We start from the raw sequence: 24264 nt of genomic DNA on the forward strand, positions 1-24264 counted from the left end.
GTTCGACTCCCCCTGCTCTATTCGCCCATGGCCCGGATCAGGCTCTTGGGCCGCATGTCGGTCCAGTGCTGCTCGACGTACTCCAGGCACTCCTGGCGGGCCGCCCTGCCGTGGACGACCGTCCAGCCGGCCGGCACCTCCGCGAAGGCGGGCCACAGGGAGTGCTGGCCCTCGTCGTTGACCAGCACAAAGTGCTCGAGGGTGTCGTCGTCGAACGGGTTGGCGCTCATGCGGGGTTCCTTCCCTGGGTTGCGGTGTTCAGGACGTGGCCGATCCGCTCCAGCGGGCCGGGCCGGGTCATCTCCCCGTGGACGCACGGGAGGTCGTGGTTGTCGACGCGTCCGTCGACGTACGGCTGCCAGGCACGGTGGCGGTCCGGGTGTGTGTCCGGATCCTGTGCGGCCGTGAAGAACAGCAGGTCACCGCGGTACGACGTGGGGACGAACTCCTCCATCAGCCGTCGGTTGCCGGCGGTGACCTCGACCAGGGCGGCGAGTTCGGCGTCGTCGAGGCTCGCGGTCATGTCGGGGACGCGGCGCACGAGTTCGGCGAAACCGGTGTCGGTGAGGGGCTCCGTGTCATCGGGTCGGGGGCGGCCCAGGATGCCGAGCAGGCTGCGGAGCAGCGCGGACCGGTCCCTCGCGCGGGCTCCCCGGTCGATCCAGATCCCGGGGAAGGCGTCGAGCATCGCCAGGAGGGCGACGTCGTGGCCCTGCTTCTGGAGGGTGACGGCGACGTCGTACGCCACCAGGCCGCCCATGGAGTAGCCGAGCAGGTGGTAGGGGCCCTCGGGCTGGATCTCGCGGATGCGGGCGAGGTGGTCGGCGACCGTCACCCGAAGGCTGTCCGTACGCGGGCGGCCGGGGATCAGTCCCTGCGACTGGAGACCGTACAGCGGGCGTTCGGGGTCGAGGTGGCGGGCGAGTCCGGCGAAGCCCCAGGCGAGACCGGAGGCGGGCGGCAGACAGAAAAGGGGTTCCTTGTCGCCCCGGGTGCGTAGGGGCAGTACGGCGTCCAGGGGCGCCGCGCCCGACGTGCCGCCCCGCAGTCGCCGGGCCAGTCCGGCGACCGTGGGGGTGTCGAACACCGCGCGCAGCGGCAGTTCGGCGCCGAGGTCGGTGCGGACGCGGGCGGTCAGGCGGGGGGTCAGCAGGGAGTGGCCGCCGAGGTCGAAGAAACTGTCGTGGATGCCGACGCGGGACGGCACCAGGCCGAGGACGTCGGCGACGATAGCGCGCAGCCGTTCCTCGTGCGGGGTGCGCGGGGCGCCGATGGTCTCGGCAGGTGCGGACGGGTCCGGCAGGGCCGTGCGGTCGGTCTTGCCGCTGGCGGTGCGCGGGAGGGCGGTGAGCGGCACGACGGTGGCGGGGACCATGTGCGCGGGCAACGTGCCGGCCAGGTACTCGCGCAGGCGGTCGGGGGCGGCATCACCCACGACGTAGGCCACCAATTGCTGGTCCCCGCGACTGTCTTGACGCGTCGTCACTGCGGCCTCGGTCACGGCGGGGTGTGCGGTGAGCGCGGCCTCGATCTCGCCGAGTTCGACGCGGAAGCCGCGGATCTTCACCTGCTGGTCGACGCGTCCGACGAACCGCAGCCGTCCGTCGCGGCCGCGGACCGCGAGGTCCCCGGTCCGGTACATCCGCTCCCCCGGTGCCCCGAAGGGGTCGGCGACGAACCGCTCGGCGGTGAGTGCCGGGCGGCCGAGGTAGCCGCGGGCCGGGCCGCCTCCGCCGAGGTGGATCTCACCGACCACTCCGTCGGGGACGGGCCGCAGGGCCTGGTCGAGGAGGTAGAGGCGGTTGCGAGCGAGGGGGCCGCCGAGGGGCGGTGAGCCCTCCACGGGGTCCTCGTCGGAGCGCCAGGCGGTGGCGTAGATGGTGGCCTCGGTGGGGCCGTAGAAGTTGACCAGCCGGGCTCCGGGAAAGGCGGCCCGGAGGCCTTCGCGGAGCCGGGCGGGGACGGGCTCGCCGCCCAGGGCGACGGTGTGCGGCTTGACGTGCGGGCGTTCGGTGACGATGCCGGCCATCACCGACGGCACACCGCTGATGAACTCGGCGTCCGAACCGGACGCGGTGAGGGACAGCAGATTGTCGACGAGCTCGACGCGCCCGCCGCACAGCAGCGGGGCGAAGATCTCGAACACCGAGACGTCGAAATTGAGCGAGGTGGAGAAGAGGACCTTCCGCAGAGCCTCGTGGCCGAAGGCGCGGTGGGTCCACTCCACGAACTCGACGGCGTTGCGGTGGGTGGCGAGGACTCCCTTGGGGCGCCCGGTCGAGCCGGAGGTGTAGGTGATGTAGGCGAGGTTGCCGGGCAACAGCGGGCGTTGCGGCGGACGCCGTGGACTGTCCGTCATGTCATCACCGGGCGAGACCAGTTGAATCCCCGCCGGAAGCACTTCCGCCGTGTCCACCGTGGCCAGTGCCGCCACCGGTCCGGCGTCCTCGACGATGTAGGCGAGCCGGTCCTTGGGGTACGCGGGGTCGAGCGGCAGATAGGCGGCCCCCGACTTCAGTACGGCGAGGACGGCCACGACCAGGTCGGGTGTGCGGGGCAGGGCGATACCGACGACCCGTTCCGGACCGGCGCCGAGCGCGGTGAGCCGGTGGGCCAACCGCTCGGCCCGCGCGTCGAGTTCGCCGTACGACAGACTCGTACCGCCCGCTCGTACGGCCTCCGCGTCGGGTGTGGCCGTCGCCTGGGCCGTCCAGAGGTCGATGAGGGTGCGGGTCGCGGGGGCGGGTTCGGTGGCCGGGTCGGGGCGGGGGTCGCTCTTGGGGTCGAGGAGGCCGAGGCGTCCGAGCGGGAGGTCCGGGTGGGTGGCGAGGGTCTCCAGGATGTGGACGAGGTGGGCGAGTCGGGCGTCGGCCCAGCCGTCCTCGAAGAGGTCGCACCGGTGGGCGAGGCGGAAGCGCAGGCGGGGTCCGGGGAAGGCGACGAGGGTCACGGGGTAGTGCGTGGCGTCACGCCCGCTCGTGCCGGTGATGCGCAGGCTGTCGGCGGGAGCCGTGTCGTCCATCGGGTAGTTCTCGAACACGACGAGGGTGTCGAAGAGTTCGGGCAGGCCGGTGGTGCGCTGGATGTCGGCGAGGCCGAGGTGGTGATGGTCGAGGAGGCCGACCTGGCCGTCCTGGACGTCCCGCAGCAGCTCGCTCAGCGAGCGGTCGGGCCGGAGCCGTACGCGAACCGGCACGGTGTTCACGAACAGCCCGACCATCGACTCGACGCCGGGCAGGGTGGCGGGGCGTCCGGAGACGGTGGCGCCGAACACCACGTCGTTGCGGCCGGTCGTCCGGCTGAGCAGGATCGACCAGGCGGTCTGCACCAGGGTGTTGGCGGTGACGCCGAGCCTGCGGGCGAGGGCGGTCAGGGCGGCCGCGGTGGTCTCCGGCAGTTCGGCGCGGGCCTGGGCCAGTGGGCCGGGCCCGGGGTGGGGCGGGGCCAGCCGGGTCGGTTCGGTCACTTCGTCCAGGGCCGTCCGCCAGGCGGTCTCCGCGGCGGTGCGGTCCTGGCGGCCGAGCCATTCCAGGAAGGTGCGGTAGGCGGGGGCGGGCGGGAGCTCGGCCTCCGCCTTGTAGAGCGCGAGGAGTTCGCGCACCAGGACGGAGACCGACCAGCCGTCGAGCAGGATGTGGTGGTGGGTGACGAGGAGCCGGTGCCTTCCGTCGGGCAGGCGGGCCAGGGTGCAGCGGATCAGGGGCGGGGTGGCCGGGTCGAACCCGCGGTCGCGGTCCGCGTCGAGGAGCCGGGACCAGCCGCCCTCGGAGTCGACGTCGGTCTCGGTCCACGGCAGGGTCGCGCGGTGTGGGACGACCTGCACGGGCGCGCCCCCCTTGCGGCGCCGGAAGGCGGCGCGGAGGTTGGGGTGGCGGTCCAGCAGGGCCTGCCAGGAGGAGCGCAGCCGGCCGGGGTCGACCGGGCCCTCCAGGTCGAAGACCAGCTGCACGAGGTACACGTCGGCGGCGTCCCGCTCGTGCTCGTACACGGCGTGGAAGAGGAGCCCCTCCTGAAGGGGGGTCAGGGGCAGGACGTCGGCCAGCGCGGGCTGGGTCATCACATCGTCTCTTTCCGTGCGCGTCAGCCGTCGAGGCCGGCGGCGAGTTCGTCGAGTTCGTCCGCGTCGAGCTCTGCCGACAGCAGGGCACCCGGGGCCTGCGGTGCCATGTGGGCGGCACGGTCGGTCAGCGCGGTGAGCGCGGCGAACCAGGCCTCGGCCAGCTCCCGTACCTCGGACTCGGTGAGCACCCCGTCGGGCCAGGACCAGTCGGCGACGAGCCGGGGGCCTGCCGGGGTGTCGTGGACGACCGCGTTGAGGTCGAGGGCGTGGGCGGCGGCGAGGCCGGGGTCGGTGCCGCCGCCGAGTGCAGGGGACTCCGGGGCGAACGACCACGGGCTGTCGCCGGCCGGGGTCGTGGCGAACCGGCCGAGGTAGTTGAAGCCGATCGGGGGTACGGGCTGCTGGGCCAACTCGCCCGCGGTGTCGGGGTTCAGGTACCGCAGGAGGCCGAACCCGACGCCACGGTCGGGAAGTTCACCTGTCCGGTCGGCGACGCGGCGCACCACGCCCTCGGCGGTGGGACCTGCGGCCAGCGCGTCCCGCAGGTCGAGGCCCTCCAGGTCGACATGGACCGGGTAGAGGGAGGTGAACCAGCCGACCGTGCGGGACAGTTCGAGGCCGGGGGCGATTTCCTCACGGCCGTGTCCCTCGACGTCGACGAGGACGTGCGGGACGTCCTGGCGTGCGGCGACCGCCAGGGCGAGCCCGGCGAGCAGCACGTCCTGCGGTCCGGCGCGGAACGCGGCGGGCACGCTGCCGAGCAGCGGGCCGGTCACGTCGGCTTCGAGGGTCAGGCGCAGTGACCTGGCGGTGGCCGCGGTGTCCTTCGCGGGGTCGAGCGGTCTGGCGCCGAAGGGGGCGCGCGGGGCGTCGTTCAGCCGCCGCCACAGCTTGGCTTCCGCACCTCGCCTGCGCGCCTCCTGACGCAGCACGGCCGACCAGGCTCCGAACGACGTGCCGACGGGCGGCAGTCGAGGCTCGCGCCCCTGCGTGACCGCCTCCCAGGCCGCCTCCAGGTCGGGCACGAGGATCCGCCAGGACACTCCGTCCACGGCCAGGTGGTGGACGACCAGCAGCAGCCGCCCGGGGCGGGCCCGGCCCGCGTCGAGCCATACGGCCCGCAGCATCGCGCCGGTCGCCGGGTCGAGCGTGCCGAGCGCGCGGTCGAACTCCTCGGCCACGGCTGCGTGGAGATCGTCCGCACCGCTGACATCCCGGTGGTCCACGCCGACGGTGACCGAGCCCACCGTGCCGACCTCCATCGCACGCTCACCAGTGAGCCGGGACCGGAGCATGTCGTGGTGGTCCACGAGCGCCTGGAGGCTGCGGGTCAGCCGGGGCACGTCGGCGTCCGCGGGCACCGTCAGCAGCACCGACTGGCTGAGCCGGCCGATCGGACCGCCGCGCTCGACCAGCCAGTGCATCACGGGCGTGAACGGCACCGGCCCGACGCCGTCGTCGGCGCCGCCGACGTTCGAGGCGCCCACGGGACCGCGGGCCACCGCCGCGAGGGCGGCCACCGTCTGGTGCTCGTACACATCGCGCGGGCTGATCACCACCCCGGCCTCGGCGGCCCGGCTCACCAGCCGGATCGAGGAGATGCTGTCGCCGCCGAGCGCGAAGAAGCCCTCGTCGAGGGTGAGCCCGGGAAGCTTCAGCAGGTCGCGGAAGAGTCCGGCGAGCACCCGCTCGGCGGGCGTCCTCGGCTCACGGTCCGCTTCCACGGCCGTCCGCGTCCCGGGGGCGGGCAGGGCTTTGCGGTCGAGCTTGCCGTTGGGGGTGAGCGGGAGGGCGTCCAGAACGACGACGGCCGAGGGGACCATGTACTCCGGGAGCAGCTGCTCGGCGCCCAGGCGCAGTGCGGCGGGGTCGGCGGGCGGGTGGCCGGGGCGGGTCGTGACGTAGGCGATCAGGCGCCGCTCCCCCGGTACGTCCTCGCGCAACACGACGGCTGCCTGCGCGACCGCGGGGTCGCGGGCCAGCGCGGTCTCGATCTCGCCGGGTTCGATCCGGAAGCCGCGCAGCTTGACCTGCTCGTCGGCGCGGCCGAGATACTCCAGCTGTCCGTCGGGCGACCATCGGGCCAGGTCGCCGGTGCGGTACATGCGCTCGCCGGGCCCGCCGTGCGGGTCGGCGACGAAGCGCGCGGCCGTCAGGCCGGGGCGGCCGAGGTAGCCGCGGGCCAGGCCGGTTCCGGCGAGGTAGAGCTCGCCGGCCGTGCCGGGCGGCACCGGGCGCAGCCAGGCGTCCAGGACGAGTGCGCGGGTGCCGGTGACGGGGCGCCCGATGGGCGGGGCCTGGTCGCCGCTGAGCGGGACGGCGATGGTGGCGCAGACCGTGGACTCGGTGGGCCCGTAGGCGTTGGCCATACGGCGGCCGGGCGCCCAGCGGGCCACCAGCTCGCCGGAGCAGGCCTCAGCGCCGACGACCAGGGTCTCCAGGTCGGGCAGCTCGCTCGGCGGCAGCGTGGCGAGGGCCGTCGGCGGGATCAGGGCGTGGGTGATCCGCCCCCGGGTCAGCTCCTGTTCGAGTTCCTCGCCCAGCAGCGGCCCCTGTACGTCCGGCACCACCAGGGTCCCGCCCGACGCGAAGGCCATCAGGAGCTCCATCACGGACGCGTCGAAGCCGGGCGCCGAGAACTGCAGGACCCTGCTGTCGGGACCGAGCCCGAAGCGCTCGGTCTGGGTGCGCGCGAGGGCGGCGAGCCCGCGGTTCTCGACGACCACGCCCTTGGGGGTGCCGGTTGAGCCGGAGGTGTGGATGACGTAGGCGGCGTGGTGGGGCTGGTGTGCGGTGGGCAGTTCGCCGACGGGGCCATCCGTCGTGAGGTCGGTCAGGACGTGTGCCGGTCGGGCGTCGGCCAGCAGGGCGTCGATGCGGTCGGCGGGCAGTGCCGGGTCGATCGGAAGGAACGCGGCGCCGGACAGGGCGACCGCGAGCAGGGCGACGATCCGGTCCACGGACCGGGGAAGTCGTACGGCGACGAGGTCGCCGGGGCCGATGCCGCGCCCGGCGAGGTGGCGGGCCACCTTCCGCGCTTTGAAGTCGAGTTCGGCGTACGTCAGGTCGTTGAGCGCGGGGGCGTCGGGCCGTTGCCGCACCTGCCGTGTGAACATCTCGGCCAGGGACTCGGACGGTACCGGTCCCGGGTTCGCGTTCCAGTCGTCGAGCCGGGCGTGCTCGTCCTCGTCGAGGAGGTCGACGTCGCCGATGCGCCGGTCCGGGTCGGTGGCGACGGCTTCGAGGAAGTGGATGAGCCTGTGGGCCAGTCGGCGGGCGGTCTCCGGCTCGAAGAGATCCGTGCTGAACTCGGCGACGCCGTCGATGCCCGCCGGGGAACCGTCGTCGTGGCGGTGCTCGGTGAGATACAGGGAGAGGTCGAAACGGGCCGCTCCCGTCACCACCGGTTCACGGACGACGCTCAGGCCGGGCAGGGCGGGGACGGGGTCCGCGCCATGGCCGGTGTAGGCCAGCATGACCTGGAAGAGAGGGTGGCGGGCGAGGCTCCGCTCGGGGCTGACGGCGTCCACCAGGAGGTCGAACGGCACGTCCTGGTGGGCGTAGGCGGCGAGGTCGAAGTCCCGTACACGGCCGAGGAGTTCGCGGAAGGTGGGGTTGCCGGAGGTGTCGGTGCGCAGGGTGAGGCTGTTGACGAAGAAGCCGACGAGGTCGTCGAGCCGTTCGTCGCTCCGGCCGGCGACGGGGGTGCCGATGGGCACGTCGGTGCCGGAGCCGAGGCGGGTCAGGACGGCGGCGAGTCCAGCCTGGAGCACCATGAAGAGGGTCACCCGCTGTGCGGCGGCCAGGTCCGCGAGGCCGGCGTGGAGGGCCGGGTCCAGGGCGACGGCCGTGCGATCGCCCCGGCCGCTGGGTGCGGCGGGCCTTGGGTGGTCGGCGGGCAGCGGGAGTTCCTCGGGGACGCCCTCCAACGCCGAGCGCCAGAAGTCGATCTGATCGGCCATCAGGCTGCCGGGGTCGTTCGGGTCCCCGAGCGACTCGCGCTGCCAGTGTGCGAAGTCGGCGTACTGGACGGGCAGGGGCGGCCACTCGGGCGCCCGCCCCTCGCGGCGGGCCGTGTAGGCGCTCTCCAGGTCGCGGGTCAGCGGCCGCATGGACCAGCCGTCGACCGCGCTGTGGTGGGCGAGCAGGAGGAGGACGTGGGTGTCGTCGCCCAGGTCGTACAGGGTCACCCGCAGGGGCGGTTCGGCGGCGAGGTCGAAGCGGCGGCCGGCGGCCGCCTTGAGCAGCCCGGGAAGTTCGGCCTCGGTGGTGCGGACGACGTCCAGGCGCGGCTTGGCCTCCTCGGGGGCCAGGATCCGCTGGTACGGGGTGCCCTGGGCGTCGGGCTGGAGGGTGCGCAGCGGCTCGTGGCGGGCGACGACGTCGGCGAGCGCCTCGGTGAGCGCCTGCCTGTCCAGGGAGCCGGTCAGCCGCAGGGCCGCGGGGACGGTGTAGGTGGTGTGGCCGCCGTCGAGGCGGCTCATGAACCACAGCCGCTGCTGGCCGTAGGACAGGGGTATCGGGTCGGGACGGTCCGGCAGCGGGAGGAGGGCTGGCCGGTGCGCGTCCCGCGTCTCGCCCAGGCGCCCGGCGAGTGCCGCCGGGGTGGGGGCCTCGAAGACGGCCCGTACCGGCAGCGCGGTGCCGAAAGCGGTCCTGATGCGGTCGGTGAGGCGCATGGCGAGCAGGGAGTCGCCGCCGAGGTCGAAGAAGGCGTCGTCCGCGCCGACCTGGTGGGCGTCGAGCCCGAGGACACCGGCGAACAGGCCGCGGACGATCTCCTCCTGCGGGGTGCGGGCGGCGCGGCCGGCCCCGGTGACAGGGGTGGCCGCGGCCGGCATCGGGAGCGCCGCGCGGTCCAGCTTGCCGTTGGCGGTCAGCGGGAGCCGGTCCAGGACGACGACCGCGGAGGGCACCATGTGCTCGGGCAGGGTCCGTGCGATGTGGTCCCGCAGCGACACCGGGTCGGGCGCGCCGTCGGACACGGCGTACCCCACCAGTCGCCCCTGACGGACCAGGACGACCGCGCGGGACACCTCAGGATGGGCCGCCAGTGCCGCCTCGATCTCGCCCGGCTCGATCCGGAAGCCGCGGATCTTGACCTGGTCGTCGGCCCGGCCGGCGTACTCCAGCTGCCCGTCCACGGTACGGCGTGCGAGGTCGCCGGTGCGGTACATCCGGTCGCCGGGCCCGCCGAAGGGGTCCGCGACGAACCGGCCGGCCGTCAGTCCCGGGCGGCCCTGATAACCACGGGCCAGGCCCGCGCCGGCCACGTACAGCTCACCGGCCACGCCCGGCGGTACCAGCCGCAGACCCGCGTCCAGGACGTGGGCGCGCAGATCGGGGAGGGGCTCGCCGATGCCCTCGCACCGCTCCCGGGCGAGCGGGAGTCCGGTGACGTGGACGGTGGTCTCGGTGATGCCGTACATGTTCACCAGGGCGGGGGCGTCCTCGGGGTGCCGGGTGAACCAGTCCGCGACGGGCGTGATGTCGAGCGCCTCCCCGCCGAGGACGACGTACCGCAGGCTCAGTTCGCCGGAGATCTGCGGTAGTTCGGCGTCGGCCCGCACCAACTCACCGAAGGCCGAGGGGGTCTGGTTGAGGACCGTCACCCGCTCCCGGGCCAGCAGCCGCAGGAACTCACGCGGATCCCGGCTGACTTCGTGCGGTACGACGACCAGCGTGCCGCCGTGCAGCAGTGCCCCCCACAGTTCCCAGACGGAGAAGTCGAAGGCGTAGGAGTGGAACAGGGTCCACACGTCGTCGGGGCCGAAGTCGAACCAGTGGCGGGTGGACTCGAAGAGGCGGGTCACGTTGCCGTGCGGGACGGCGACGCCCTTCGGTCGTCCGGTCGAACCGGAGGTGTAGAGGACATAGGCGAGATGATCGCCCGTCAGCTGCGGGAGATCCGCAACGCGCGGGGAGGTGTCGTGATCGTCCAGGGTCAGCACGGGTACGGCGGTGTCGGGCAGGGTCGGTGCCACTTCCCGCGTGGTGAGGAGCAGGACGGGTGCGGAGTCGCCGAGCATGTACGCGAGCCGCTCGGCCGGATACTGCGGGTCCAGCGGGACGTAGGCCGCGCCGGTCTTCAGCACCGCCAGGATCGCGACGACCAGGTCCGTGGAGCGGGGCAGGGCGAGGGCCACCAGGCGTTCGGGGGCGGCGCCCCGGGCGGCCATCGAGCAGGCCAACTCCGTGGCGCGGGCGGTCAGTTCGGCGTAGGTGAGACGGGTGTCCCCGTGGACCACAGCCGTCGCGTCGGGGGTGCGGGCGGCCTGGCGGGCGAAGAGGTCGGTCAGGGCGACGGACGGAGCGGCGGACTCGTGCGCGGGGCCCCTCGCCGGGCCGCCCGTGAGCTGCTCCCGCTCCTGTGGCAGCAGGGCCTCCACGTCGCCGAGGCGGCGTGACGGGTCGGCCGCCAGCTGGGCCAGGACCGTGGCGAAGCGGTCCAGGAGGGTGCGGGCGCCGGTCTCGTCGTACAGGTCGGGCCGGTAGGACAGACGCAGGGCCAGGCGGCGGCCGGGCAGGACCGCGAGGGTGAGGGGGTAGTGGGTGGCGTCGCGGCCGGTGAGCTGAGTGACGCGGTCCTCGCCCGGGCCGGTGGCCGTGGGGTGGCTCTCGAAGGCCAGCAGGGTGTCGAAGAGGTCGCCGGTGCCGGTGGTGCGCCGGATGTCGGAGAGACCGAGGTGCTGATGCGGGAGCAGGGCGGCCTGGCGTTCCTGGAGAGCGTTCAGGAAGCCGGTGACGGTATCGGCGTCGTCCCAACACACTCGCATGGGAACGGTGTTGATGCAGAAGCCGACCATGGAGGCCACGTTCCGCAGTTCGGGCGGGCGGACGGTGACGGTCTGGCCGAACGCCGTGTCGGTGCGGCCGGTGAGGCGGCCGAGCAGCACGCCCCAGGCGCCCTGGACCAGGGTGTTGAGGGTGATACCGAGGCTGCGTGCCGCGCTCTCGGCGTCGGTGGTCGCCGGCTCGGGGAGTTCGACGACGAGTTCGTGCGGCAGCACCGTCGTACCCGCCGCCGCCCCGGGGACCAGAAGGGTGGGCTCCTCGACGCCTTGCAGCGCCTTCCGCCAGGCGGTCTCGGCGGCGGCGCGGTCCTGCCGGGAGAGCCAGCCGAGGTAGTCGCGGTACGGCGGCGGGGGCAGGGCGGTGGGGTGCTCGCCCGCGAACAGGGCGGTGAACTCCCGTACCAGCAACTGCTTCGACCAGCCGTCGAGCAGGATGTGATGGTTGGTGACCACCAGGCGGTACCGGTCGGCGGTCCAGCGCACGAGCAGGTACCGCAGCAGCGGGGGCCGGGCCAGGTCGAAGCGGCGGGCGCGTTCCCCGTCCAGGATCCGCTGCCAGGCACTCTCGCGTTCGGCGTCGTCGAGGCCGCTCAAGTCCGCTTCCAACCAGGGCAGTTCGACGTCTGCGGGGACGATCTGGAGGGGGGCCGCGGACTCCCGGCGGCGGAAGCAGGCACGCAGGTTCGGGTGCCGGTCGAGCAGGGCCTGCCCTGCGGCGCGTACGGCGGCGGGGTCGACGTCACCGGTCAGTTCGAGGACCTGCTGGGCGGCGTAGACGTCGGGTGCCCGGTCGTCGTCGTAGAGGGCGTGGAAGAGCAGCCCTTCCTGCAACGGCGACAGGGGCAGGATGTCCGTGATTCCGGACCGGGTCACCTGGGTTACCTCCACTCGCTTCCGAACTCGGCTTCGAGTTCGTCGATCTCCGCTTGGGACAGGGACACCAGGGGCAGGTCGGACGGGGTGTGCCCGCCGTCCGTGCCGGTGTCTTCGAAGGCGGCCAGGGCCTGGAACCACCCGTCGGCCAGGGCGGTCACCTCGTCCTCGTTCCAGAGGCGCGGCACCCAGGACCAGGTCGCGGTGAGCGTGCCGTCGGTGTCCGCCACGGCTGTGATCTCCAGGCCGTGGGCGACGGGCTGCGCCGGGTCGTGGGCGGCCCCGAGTGCCGTGCCGGGCAGGGACTCGGGCGCCGGCGACCAGGGGGTGTCGGCGCCGGGGACGCTGCGGCCCAGGTAGTTGAAGCCGACCTGCGGGGCGGGGAGTTCGGCGAGGAGCGGGCCCGTCTCGGGGTTGAGGTGGCGGAGCAGGCCGTGGCCGAGACCGTGGTCGGGGGCGGCCCGCAGGTGCTCCTTGACGGTCTTGAGGATCTGCGCCGGGTCGCCGGGGTCGAGCCCGCGCAGATCGAGGCGGGCCGGTACGACGCTGGTGAACCAGCCGACCGTCCGGGTCGGGTCGACTCCGTCCGCGAACTCCTCGCGGCCGTGCCGCTCGATGTCGAGCAGCGGCGCCGGGCGGCCACGACGGGCGAAGGCGGTCGCGAGCGCGGCCAGCAGGACGTCCTCGGGGCCGGCGTGGAAGGCCGCGGGGAGGGTGGTGAGCAGGCCGGAGGTCGGGAGCTGTCGGGTGAGGTGGCGCAGCCGGCCGACGACGTCCGTGGACCGCACGGCGGGCAGCGGATCGGGGCCCTGCAAAGCCCCTCTCCACAGGTCGAGTTCGGTGGTCCTCGATACGCTCTCGCGCTCCAGCAGACGGGCCCAGGCCCGGAAGGACGTGCCCTGCGGGGTGAGTTCCTCGCCTCGCCAGGCCGCGGCCAGGTCGGTGCGCAGGATGTGCCAGGACACCGCGTCCACGGCGAGGTGGTGGATGGTCAGCAGCAGCCGTCCGCGACGGCCGGGGCCCGCGTCGAACCAGACCGCGCGCACCAGTTCGCCGCGGTGCGGGTCGAGCCGAGGGGCCGGCCGCTGGAGGTCCAGGGCGGTGGCCCGTTCCAGCAGGCCGGTGGCGTCGAGGGAGCCGGGTGGCGGGATGACGGCCGTACCGTCGCCGTCCAGGCGCAGCCGCAGGGCGTGGTGGTGGTCGATCACCGCCTGGAGCGCCTTGCGGAGGCTCTCCTCGTCGGCTTCTTCGGGGGTGACGAGCAGCATCGACTGGCTGAACGCCTCGATGGGGCCGCCGCGTTCGACGAGTCGCCGCAGGGCCGGTGTGAGGGGCAGTTCGCCCGTCGGGGCGTCCTGTGTCACCGACGTCAGGGGTGGCGCGGCGGCCGCCACCGCGGCGAGGCCGGCGACCGTGCGCTGTTCGAACACATCCCGGGGCGTCAGGCGCAGTCCCTCCGCGAGTGCCCTGCTGACGAGGTGGATGGAGGTGATGCTGTCGCCGCCGAGATCGAAGAAGCCGGTCTCCAGGCCGACTTGGCGGGTGGGCAGTCCGAGCACCTCGGCGACGAGGGCGCGCAGGGTCTCCTCGTGCGGTGTGCGCGGCTCCCTGTTGCTCGCCGCGGAGCGGGTACCAGGGGCGGGCAGGGCGGCCCGGTCGAGCTTGCCGTTGGGGGTCATGGGCAGGGCGTCGAGGACCACGAGTGCCTCGGGGACCATGTGCGCGGGCAGGTTCCGGGCGGCATGGGCGCGGATCTCGTCGAGGTCACCGGCGGCGGCCCCGACGACATAGCCCACCAGGCGCCGTACGCCAGGAGTGTCCTCGCGCACCACCACCGCGGCCTGGGCGACGGCGGGATGACCGGTCAGCGCGCCCTCGACCTCGCCGGGCTCGATCCGCAGCCCCCTGATCTTCAGCTGTCCGTCGGCCCGGCCCCGCAGTTCCAGCACGCCGTCGGCGCGCCGCACGGCCAGGTCGCCGGTGCGGTACATGCGTTCGCCGGGTGGGCCGAAGGGGTCGGCGACGAACCGCTCGGAGGTCAGGTCCGGGCGCCTCCAGTAGCCGCGGGCCACATGGTCGCCCGCCACATACAGTTCGCCCTCGACACCTGCCGGTACGAGGTTCAGGCGTGCGTCGAGCACATACGCCCGGGTGTTCCACATGGGGCGGCCGACGGGCACCGGCCCGGAGGGCAGCTCCTCCCCCGGCTCGATGGGGTGGTCGGTGCAGCCGACGGTGAGCTCGGTGGGGCCGTAGTGATTGACCAGCCGTACGGCGGGGTGAGCGCGACGCCAGGCGCGCAACGCCTCGCCGACCAGGGCCTCGCCGCCCAGCATGAACTCCTCGGCGGGCGAGAGGTCGCACGGCAGCGCGGGCAGCAGGGGAAGGTGGCTGGGGGTGGCCTTGAGGAAGCTGTAGCCGCCGGGCAGTTCGGTGGTGCCCGCCTCGTGGAAGGCGGCGATGTGCACCCGGCCGCCCATGGCGAGCGCTCCGTGCAGGGTGGTCACGGTCGCGTCGAAGGTCATGGTGGCGTGCAGCAGCGAGGTGCCGCGCAGGCTCGGGTAGGCCTCGGCACAGCGGGCCACATAGGTGGTGAGGTTGCGGTGTTCGACGACCACACCCTTGGGGCGGCCGGTGGTCCCTGAGGTGTAGATCAGGTAGGCCGGATCGGCGGGCCGGGCCTCGGGGAGTTCGGCCGTGGGATCGGCCGGTGTCACGTCGGGGCTCACGTGCGGGCGGACCGCGTCGACGGGTTCCCGTGCGATGACGCAGACGGGGTCGGCGTCGGACAGCAGGTGGGCCGTCCGCTCGGCGGGGTGGTCGGGGTCGAGCGGGAGATAGGCGGCCCCCGCCTTGAGGACGGCGAGGACCGCGACCGCGAGGTCGACGGAACGGGGCAGCGCGAAGGCGACGACACGGCCAGGACCGGCCCCTCGCTCGACCAGCACGCGCGCCAAGCCTTCGGCACGGGAGTCGAGTTGGCGGTACGTCAATGAGGTGCGTGGGTCCGTCACGGCGAGGGCGTCCGGCGTTTCGGCTGCCTGCCGCGCGAACATCCGGGGAAACGTGGTGTCCGGGATGTCCCGCGCGGTGTCGGTCAGGTCGGACAGCAGACGTCGGCGTTCGTCCGGTGCGAGGACGTCGAGATCCCCGATGCCCCGGTCCGGTGCGGCGAGCGCGGCCCGCAGCAGCCGTTCCAGACGTGCGGCCAGGGCCTCGGCGGTGCGGCGGTCGAAGAGGTCGGCGCTGTACTGGAGGGTGCCGTCGATGCCGTTCGGGGTGCCGTCGGACGTCCGGTGCTCGGCGAGGTTGAAGGTGAGGTCGATCTTGGTCGAGCCGGTCTCCACGGGGAGGGTGCGGTCGTCCAGTCCGGGCAGGTCGAGACGCCATGAGGCGGTCGGCCGGAAGGCGAGCATCACCTGGAACAGCGGGTGCCGGGCCGGCGAGCGGGTCGGATTGAGCGCCTCGACAAGCTGCTCGAACGGCAGGTCCTGGTGGGCGTGGGCGGCGAGGTCGGTCTCGCGCACCCGGTCGAGGAGTTCGCGGAAGGTCGGCTCGCCCGAGGTGTCGGTACGCAGCACGAGGGTGTTCACGAAGCAGCCGACCACATCGTCCAGGGCCTCGTCGGGGCGGCCCGCGACCGGTGTGCCGAGCGGGATGTCGGTGCCCGCGCCCAGCCTGGTCAGCAGGGCGGCGAGCCCGGCCTGTACGGCCATGAACACCGTCGCGCCCCGGCCTGCGGCGAGGTCACGCAGCCGCCGGTGCAGGTCGGCGTCCCAGTGGACGGTGATGTCGCCACCCCGGTGGGTGGCCCGGGCCGGGCGGGGCCGGTCGACGGGGAGCGGGAGCTCGTCGGGGAGGCCCGCGAGGGTCTGCCGCCAGTGGGCGAGTTGCCGGTCGCGGTCCTCGGTGAGGAGTTCACGCTGCCGGCGCGCGTAGTCCTGGTAACGGACCGGCAGCGGCGCCCAGTCGGGGGCCTCGCCCGTGAGCCGGGTCCGGTAGGCGGTGGCCAGGTCGCGCAGGAGCGGCCGCAGGGACCAGCCGTCGGCGGCGATGTGGTGGAGCACCAGCAGGAGGACGTGGTCCTCGGGACCCAGCGCGAGGAGGTGGGCGCGGAACGGTGTGTCGGTGCCCAGCTCGAACCTCTGGGACGCCAACTCCGCTGTCGTACGGGGAAGTTCGGACTCGGTCACCGGCTGGACGGACAGCTCCGGGGACCCGTGTGCCAGCAGCCTGGAACGCGGGGTGCCGTCGGTGTCCGGATAGACGGTGCGCAGGATCTCGTGCCTGTCGCTGACGTCGGCGAGGGCCGCTCGCAGGGTGTCCTGGTCCAGGGGTGCGCCGGTCAACCGTACGGCGAGGGGCACGTGGTAGGCGGCGCCGGTCGGCTCCGCGCGGTGCAGGAACCACAGACGCCGCTGGGCGGAGGACAGCGGCGCCTCACCGTCCTCCGTGCTCCTGGCCAGTGGGGGCGTCGGGCGCGCCGGTCCGGCGGCCGGGAGGAGCCGGGCGAGGGCCGCCGCGGTCGGCGCCTCGAAGACGTCCCGCAGGCCGAGGTCGGCGCCCAGTGCGGTCCGGACGCGGTGGACGAGCCGCAGCGCGTGCAGGGAATGACCGCCGAGAGCGAAGAAGCTGTCGTCGGGACCGACGTCGGGAAGACCGAGGACATCGGCGAACAGCGCGCACAGCACCTCTTCGTGGGCGGTACGCGCACTCCGCCCCACGTCCCGGCCGGTGTGCGCCGGGGCGGGCAGGGCCGCGCGGTCCACCTTGCCGTTGGCGGTCAGCGGCAGCCGGCCCAGGAGGACGACGGCGGTGGGCACCAGGTAGGGGGGCAGGAGCCCGGCGAGGTACTCGCGCAGGGCATCCGCCTCCGCACCCGCGGCGGCGGTGGCGTAGGCGACGAGGGTGCGGTCGCCGGGCCGATCCTCGCGGACGACGGCGACGGCGTGCTCGACGTCCGGGTGTGCGGCGAGGGCCGCCTCGACCTCCGCCGGTTCGACGCGGTGGCCGCGCAGCTTGACCTGGTCGTCCGCCCGCCCGTGGAAGGCGAGTTGGCGGTCGGGGGTCAGCCGTACGCGATCTCCCGTGCGGTACATGCGCTCGCCGGGCTGCCCGAACGGGTCGGCGACGAACCGCTCCGCACTGGCGCCCGGACGGTCCAGATAGCCGCGGGCCACGCCGGGGCCGGCGAGGTACAGCTCCCCCACCGTGCCGGGCGGGGCCGGGCGCAGGGCGCCGTCGAGGACGTAGGCGCGCATGCCGTCGAGCGGGCGGCCGATGGGCAGCGGGTCCGGCACCTCCGCAGCGCCGGGGCAGGGGCGGGTGGTGGCGAAGGTCGTGGTCTCGGTGGGGCCGTAGCCGTTGGTGACCGTCAGACCCGGGCAGGCGTCGAGCGCTCTGCGGACGGCCGCGGCGGGCACCGTGTCGCCACCCGCCCAGACCTGGCGGAGCCCCGTGAAGCACCCCGGGTCCTCCTCCGCGACGAGCCGGAACAGCCCCGCCGTCAGCCACAGCGCGGTCAGTCCGTGGCGGCGCGTCAGCCGCCTGATCGCCGCCGCGTCCACATCCTCGTCCGGGCCCGCGACCACGGCGGTGCCGCCCCTCAGCAGCGGGACCCACAGCTCGTAGGTGGAGGCGTCGAAAGCGGTCGGCGAGTGGACGAGGACCCGCGTGTGCGCACCGCCCTCGAAGGCACTGTCCGTCGCGAGGGCGGTGACGTCCCCGTGGGCGACCGCCACGCCCTTGGGAGTGCCGGTGGAGCCGGAGGTGTGACTGACATAGGCCAACTGACCGGGTTGCAACGGGAGTTCGGGGTCGGTGTCGGGCTCGGCGGCGAGTGACGGCAGGTCGTCGACCAGGACCACGTGGCAGTCGTACGACGGTGACGTCCCGTGGGTCCGGAGGGCCGCGGCTGTCGTCGAGTCCGCGAGGAGGGCCGCCGCCGATGTTCCGGCCAGGATCCGGTGGGTGCGGGCGGCCGGGGCGCGGGGGTCGAGGCCGACGTAGGCGGCGCCCGCCTTGAGGACCGCGAGGAGGGCGACGACCAGGTGTTCGGAGCGGCGCGTCAGGACGGCGACGCGGCCCTCCGGGCGGACACCGAGGCGCAGCAGGCGGTGTGCGAGGCGGTTGGCGCGGGCGTTCAACTCGGCGTAGGTGAGGGCCTGTTCGCCGTGAACGACAGCCGTGGCCGTGGGCGTCGCGGCGACCCGGGCCGCGAAGAGGGCGGGCACGGTTCCCGGGGCCGTCCGGGGCACCGGACCGTCCAGCAGGGCCGCCTGCGACTCCTCGGGCAGTGTCAGCTCGATCCGGCCGACCGGGGTGCCGGGACCGAGAACGGCGGCCGCGAAACGTTCCGCGAAGTGGGTGAACCGACGGTGATGGGCGGTGAGTTCGGCGTCCGAGTAGCAGGCTGTGCTCGCGTCGAGGTCGATGCGGATGCCGTTGCCGTCGGCGCGCTCGTAGACGTTGACGGCGAGGTCCTCGACGGGGCCCGTGGAGAGGTTGTGGCGGGTGGTCGGGTGCCCGGCGAACCTCAACTCCGGCCCGAACGCCATGATGTTGACGACGGGACCGAAGAACCTGCGGTCACCGCCGGACCGGTCCAGCTCGCGACGCAGGTCCTCACCCCGGTACCGCTGGTGCGCGAGCAGGTCCCGGGTCGCGGCGGCGGCCTGGCGTACGAGGTCGTGGGCGCGGGTGTCGGGGCGTACGGACAGCCGCAGCGGGAGGACGTTGGAGGCCATGCCCGGGGTGGCGCGCTCGGTGTCGCTCTCGCGGGCGGTGACGGCGAGGCCGAGGACGATGTCCCGGGCTCCGGTGAGCCGGTGCAGATAGGCGGCGGTCGCGGCGATCAGGACACGGGACCAGCGGGTGCCCGTGTGCGCTGCGGCCGAGTGGACCAGGTCGCCCGCGCTCTCCGCGAGATGGCCGGATCGGCGTAGGAAACCGTCGCTCACCCGTGGGGGATGGTCACTGAGGCCGACCGGGTCCGGTCGTTCGGCGCGGACACCGGCCCAGTGGCGGCTGTCGGCCGCTCGGCGGTCGCCGGTGCGGTACGCCTCGTCCGCCTGGACCAGCGGGGCGAGGGGGGCCTCGGGCGGGGTGTGCGCGGTGCCCGTGACGAGGGCCGTGTAGGTGTCGGCCACCCGGGCCGCGATGAGGGAGCAGCTGAACCCGTCGACGGCGATGTGGTGGTAGCAGTGGTACCAGACCCAGTGCTCGTCACCGAGCCTGAGCAGCGCATACCGGAACAGCGGGGCCTCTTCGAGAGCGAAGGGCACCGCGAAGTCGGCCTCCCGCCAGGCGTCGGCGGCGGCGACGGGGTCGGTCGAGTCCCTGAGGTCGACGACAGTCAACTCCCAAGCCGGGTCGGGCTCGACGATCTGGCGGAGGTCGTCGCCGTCGGCTGTGAAGCGGGCCCGCAGGGTCTCGGTCGCCTCCACGACCCGGCACAGGGCGGTGCGGAAGCGGTCGATGTCGACGGGGCCGTGGATCTCGGTGTACTCGCCGACGTTGTAGGCGGATCGGGCGGCGGAGTCGAGGCGCTGGCCGAACCACATCGAGCGCTGGGCGGCGGACAGACCGAGGGCGCGGGCGGCTACGGACACGTCGGTCACCGGCGGCACGCCGGCGGGCGTTGAAGGATCCGTCACCGGGGGCACGCCGGCGGGCGTTGAAGGATCCGTCACCGACGGCACACCCGCGGGCGTTGAAGGATCCGTCACCGGGGGCACGCCGGCGGGCGTTGAAAGGTCCGTCACCGGGGGCACATCGCCAGCCACAGAGACACCCGTCACCGACGGCACATCGGCACCCGCGGAAACGTCCGCCACCGACGGCACATCGCCAGCCACAGAAACGCCCGCCACCGACGGCACGTCGCCAGCCGCGGAAACACCCCTCATCGGACGGCCCCCGCCGTCACGACGCCCGCCAGCTGACGTTCGACCTGCTCGGCAACGCGGCGCGGCCCTGACTCGCCGCCCGGCCAGGTGACGCGCAGCCAGGGTTCGGCGGGCACGAGGGGAAGGTCCTGGGCCTGGCGGGCGCGGCCGCCGCCGGTGATGTTGAGGAGCACGAGTTCGTCGGGGCGCACCTGTCCGTCGCGAACGGCCTCCGCGAGGGCGGCCACGGCCACGCCCGCGCCGGGTTCGATGTCGATCCCCTCGGTCTCCTCGAAGAGGGCCATGGCGGTGAGCGCGGCTTCGTTGTCCGTACATCGGACCTGGCCACCGCTCTCCTCCAGCGCGTCCCGCACCCCGCCGCGGACGGCGAACGGCGGGCGGCGGTTGGTGAGTTCACGGGCCAGGGGTTCGAGTTCACGACTCGCGGGCGGCTGTCCGCCGTGGCACCAGGCCTCGTACAGCGCGGCGAACGGTTCGTTCTGGCACATCAGCAGCCGCGGCAGGGGCTCACCGGCGGCGCGGATCCGGCGGGCCGCCTCGTGCGCGCCGATGGCGCCCGTGCCGCTGCCCACGGCCTGCACATAGACCTGCGGAAGGCGTCCGACGGCCTCGGCGGCGGCGAGCATGACCGTGCCCAGTCCGTCGCGGCGGCCGACGTTGCGCGCCCCGCCCTCGGCGTGGTGGCCGGGCATCCGGGCGAGCAGGTCGGCGCACGCGATGGTGTCGCTGTAGGTGGCGGCGCCGTCGAGGGCGACGATGCGGACGCAGGGGTCGAGCGACGCGGGGAAGCGCATCCGCTCCAGGGCCGGGGCGGGCACGACCAGCAGACACGGGACCCGGTGGCGAGTGGCCGCCCAGGCGAAGGCGGCCGCGGTGTTCCCGGCCGAGGGGATCACGAGGAGCGGCGGGTCGGCGGGCAGCCGCCCCAGGACGGTGTACGCCTCCAGATCCTTGAACGTACAGGTCGGCAAGTGCGCCCCGCGCTCGGGCCAGTGCCCGTTGAACGCCACCCACAGCCGGTCCAGTCCGAGCAGCCGGCCGAGCCGCTCCGCCGGGTACACCACCGGTCCCGGCACCTCGGGGAAGATCCGCACCACAGGCAGCAGCGCGGCGTGGCGAAACAGTCCTGTCGCACTCGCGGTGTGCGTCCCGTGGTAATCGGTGCGCAGGAACGCCGGTTCCCGGCACGCACGGCAGTCGAGCATGAGTCCGTCGTCCTCGTAGCGGGTTCCGCATGAGGAACAGAAAACCGTGTAGTGACGTGCTCCCGGGAGCGCTCGGAACATTTTCGCTCGCTTTCCGAAGTGCCGTGCGTGGCCGGTCAATTGGACCCCGGGTTACGGAAAGCAGGAGTGACACGCACATGACCCTTTGGCGACGCCTGCTCGACGCGAACCGGGTTGTGTTCGGCCTGTGAACAGCGTGATCGATGTTCAACGGCACTTCACCCGGCCGCCCCTGCACCACAGTTGGGAAAGCGGACAGCATCCCTTTCGCACACGCCTCGACGAAAGGACTGCGGAACATGGGAGATGCGTCGATGCATAAGGAGGGCACGGAATGGGAAGAACCTTCCTTCTGGCTCCCTTCCCGGGTTCCGGTTTCCTTTTTGCCAGAATGGGAAAAAGGGGGTCCGGCCGAACTCCTCCTGGATGCCTGGCGCAGGATGGTCCTCGGGCGCCGGTTCGACCGGCAGGCGACGGCGCTCGCCCGCCAAGGGCGGCTCGCGGTCTACCCGTCGAGCCTCGGCCAGGAGGCCTGCCAAGTGGGTGCGGCCCTCGCGCTGCGCGAGACCGACTGGCTGTTCCCCACCTACCGTGACTGCGTCGCGCTGGTCAGCCGCGGTATCGACCCCGTCGAGGCGCTCACCCTGCTGCGCGGCGACGCCCACTGCGGCTACGACCCCATGCGTCACCGCACGGCACCACAGTGCACCCCGCTGGCCACCCACGCCGCGCACGCCGTCGGACTGGCCCACGGTGAGCGCCTCAAGGGCTCCGACACGGTCGCCCTGGTCCTGGTCGGCGACGGTGCCACCAGCGAGGGCGACTTCCACGAGGCCGTGAACCTGGCCGGAGTGCTGCGCGCGCCGGTCGTCTTCCTCGTGCAGAACAACCGGTACGCCATCTCCGTGCCGTTCTCCGCGCAGACCGCCGCGCCCGGCCTGGCCTACAAGGGCATCGGTTACGGCGTCCGTGCGGAGCAGGTGGACGGCAACGACGCGGCCGCCGTGCTCGCGGTGCTGACCGCCGCCGTGGAGGACGCGCGCAGGGGCGGCGGGCCCTGGCTGGTGGAGGCACACACCTACCGGGTCGGTCCGCACACCAGCGCCGACGACCCGTCCCGCTACCGCACGGCCGCGGAGGAGGAGCACTGGCGGGCCCGGGACCCGCTCGCCCGGCTGGAGGCCGCGCTGCGCGAGGGGGGCCTGCTGAGCGACGCGGACGTCCTCGCCGTGTCGGAAGAGGCCGAGGCGCAGGCGACCCGGCTGCGCGAACGGCTGGCGCGGGATCCCGACATCGACTCCTCCGCCCTGTTCGACCACGTCTTCGCCACCCCCACCCCCCACCTGCTCGCCCAACGCGAGGCGCTGCACCGCGAGTCGGAAAGGCGCTGAGATGACGCAGGCTCTGGAACCGACCTCGATGGCGCAGGCCTTCAACACCGCGCTGCGCGACGCGCTCGCCGCGGACGAGCGCGTCCTGGTCTTCGGAGAGGACGTGGGCCGTCTCGGCGGGGTCTTCCGCATCACCGACGGGCTCGCGGACGCCTTCGGCGACCGGCGCTGCTTCGACACACCGGTCAGCGAGGCCGGCATCGCCGGTCTCGCCATCGGGCTGGCGATGGCGGGCTTCCGTCCCGTCGTGGAGATGCAGTTCGACGCGTTCGCCTACCCGGCCTTCGAGCAGATCGCCTCCCACATGGCCAAGATGCGCAACCGGACCCGAGGGCGGGTGGGGCTCCCGATCGTGGTGCGCATCCCCTACGGCGGCGGCATCGGCGCCGTCGAGCACCACAGCGACTCCAGCGAGGCGTACTACGCGCACACGGCTGGCCTGAAGGTCGTGACCCCGGCGACGACGGCGGACGCCTACTCCCTGCTGCGCGAGGCGATCGAGGACCCCGACCCGGTGATCTTCCTCGAACCGAAGCGGCACTACTGGACGAAGGAAGAGACCGAACTCCCCTGCCGCACCGAGCCGTTCGGTACCGCAGTGGTCCGCCGCCCCGGCACCGACGCCACCCTGGTCGGCTACGGCCCCTCGGTCGCCGTGGGCCTGGCAGCCGCCGCGGAGGCCGCCGCCGTCGGCCTGGACGTCGAGGTGCTGGACCTGCGCACCCTCGTGCCGCTGGACGACCGTACGCTCACCGAATCCGTACGGCGCACCGGGCGTTGTCTGGTGGTCCACGAGGCCCAGGGGTTCGCGGGCGTCGGCGCGGAGATCGCGGCGCTGGTGCAGGAGCGGTGCTTCGACGCCCTGCGCGCACCGGTGTTGCGGGTCACGGGCCTGGACGTGCCCTGTCCCCCGCCGCTGCTGGAGGGCGCGTACCTTCCGGGGGTCGCGCGGGTGCTGGCCGGGCTGCACCGGCTGACCGGCGTCGGCGGACGGCCCGCCGGCCGTCCCGTTCCGGCCGCGGCCGGACGTACGTTCACCCTTCCCGACCTGGGTGAGGGCCTGACGGAGGCCGAACTCCTGGAGTGGAAGGTCGAGGTGGGCGACTTGGTCGCGCACGACCAGGTCGTCGCCGAGGTCGAGACGGCCAAGTCGGTGGTGACGCTGCCGAGTCCGTTCGCGGGCACGGTGACCGCCCTGCACTGCCCGGCCGGTGAGGTCGTACGGGTGGGAGGACCACTGCTCTCCGTGGCGGAGCCCGACGGCGCCTCGGGTGCGGTGCTGACGGGGTACGGGACGGGGGCGTCGGAGCGCTGGTCCCCCTCACCTGTCCCTCGGGGCGGCGGAGTTGAGGCGTCCGATGCCCGGGTGCCGATGGGGGCGACGGCCGAGAAGTTCCTCCGCTCCCATCGCGACACCCCCTCGGTGACGATCTGGGCGGACGTGGACGCCACCGGACTGCTCGCCGAGCGGGCCTCCCGCGGGGCGGGACTGCTGGCGCTGCTCGCCCGGGCCTGTCTCAGCGGGCTCGCCGCGTTCCCGGAGTTCAACTCCCGCGTCGACAGTGACCGCGGGGAGGTCGTCCGCCTCTCCCGGGTGCACCTCGGTTTCGCCGCGCAGACGCCGAAGGGCCTGGTCGTGCCCGTCGTACGGGACGCGGACCGGTTGCCCCTCGACGCCCTCGCGGCCGAACTGCGCCGCCTGACCGACCTCGCACGGCGGGACGCCCTGCCGGCCGGGCACCGCACCGGCGGCACGTTCACTCTCAACAACTACGGCGTCTTCGACGTCGACGGTGCCACGCCGATCCTCAACCACCCGCAGGTGGCGATGGTCGGCGTGGGCCGTGTCACCGACCGTCCGTGGGCGGTGGACGGCCGGGTGGAGGTGCGCAAGGTCGTCAGCCTCTCCCTGACCTTCGACCACCGCGTCTGCGACGGGGGCACCGCGGCGGGCTTCCTGCGTCATGTCGTGGACGCGGTCGGGGGTGGGTCGGTGGAGGGCGGTTGACGGCG

The 24264-nt window shown here is 73.6% G+C and carries 7 protein-coding genes; 2 read left to right on the forward strand and 5 right to left on the reverse strand.

The features are described from left to right. Positions 1-17: 17 nt before the first annotated feature. The 5 genes from ACIBJB_RS28595 to ACIBJB_RS28615 form a co-directional block, all read right to left on the reverse strand. Entirely contained in the window at positions 18-230 is a 213-nt protein-coding gene (locus ACIBJB_RS28595) for an MbtH family protein (protein WP_328636683.1), read from the reverse strand. Next, positions 227-4057 carry an amino acid adenylation domain-containing protein gene (locus ACIBJB_RS28600; protein ID WP_398934500.1) on the reverse strand — a complete coding sequence of 1277 codons (3831 nt, stop codon included), beginning with the start codon at positions 4055-4057 and terminating at the stop codon, positions 227-229. Before ACIBJB_RS28600 ends, ACIBJB_RS28595 begins: the two co-directional genes overlap by 4 nt. Positions 4058-4080: 23 nt before the next feature. Further along, entirely contained in the window at positions 4081-11727 is a 7647-nt protein-coding gene (locus ACIBJB_RS28605; protein ID WP_398934502.1) for an amino acid adenylation domain-containing protein, read from the reverse strand. Positions 11728-11732: 5 nt separating this feature from the next. Beyond that, complete coding sequence (locus ACIBJB_RS28610) at positions 11733-19382, reverse strand: amino acid adenylation domain-containing protein (protein ID WP_398934504.1); 7650 nt, start codon at positions 19380-19382, stop codon at positions 11733-11735. A 248-nt stretch (positions 19383-19630) separates the two neighbouring features. Then, entirely contained in the window at positions 19631-20920 is a 1290-nt protein-coding gene (locus ACIBJB_RS28615; RefSeq protein ID WP_398934506.1) for a cysteate synthase, read from the reverse strand. A gap of 254 nt (positions 20921-21174) precedes the next feature. Between ACIBJB_RS28615 and ACIBJB_RS28620 the strand changes: the two genes are divergently transcribed. Together ACIBJB_RS28620 and ACIBJB_RS28625 are read left to right on the forward strand one after the other, a co-directional pair. Next, positions 21175-22251, forward strand: coding sequence for a thiamine pyrophosphate-dependent enzyme (locus tag ACIBJB_RS28620; RefSeq protein WP_398934664.1), 1077 nt, complete (start codon positions 21175-21177; stop codon positions 22249-22251). A gap of 1 nt (position 22252) precedes the next feature. After that, positions 22253-24259 (forward strand): 2-oxo acid dehydrogenase subunit E2, encoded by a 2007-nt coding sequence (locus ACIBJB_RS28625; protein WP_398934508.1) that lies wholly within the window; start codon positions 22253-22255, stop codon positions 24257-24259. Positions 24260-24264 lie beyond the last annotated feature (5 nt).

The sequence above is a fragment of the Streptomyces sp. NPDC050759 genome (genome assembly GCF_044456945.1).
Lineage (GTDB): Bacteria > Actinomycetota > Actinomycetes > Streptomycetales > Streptomycetaceae > Streptomyces.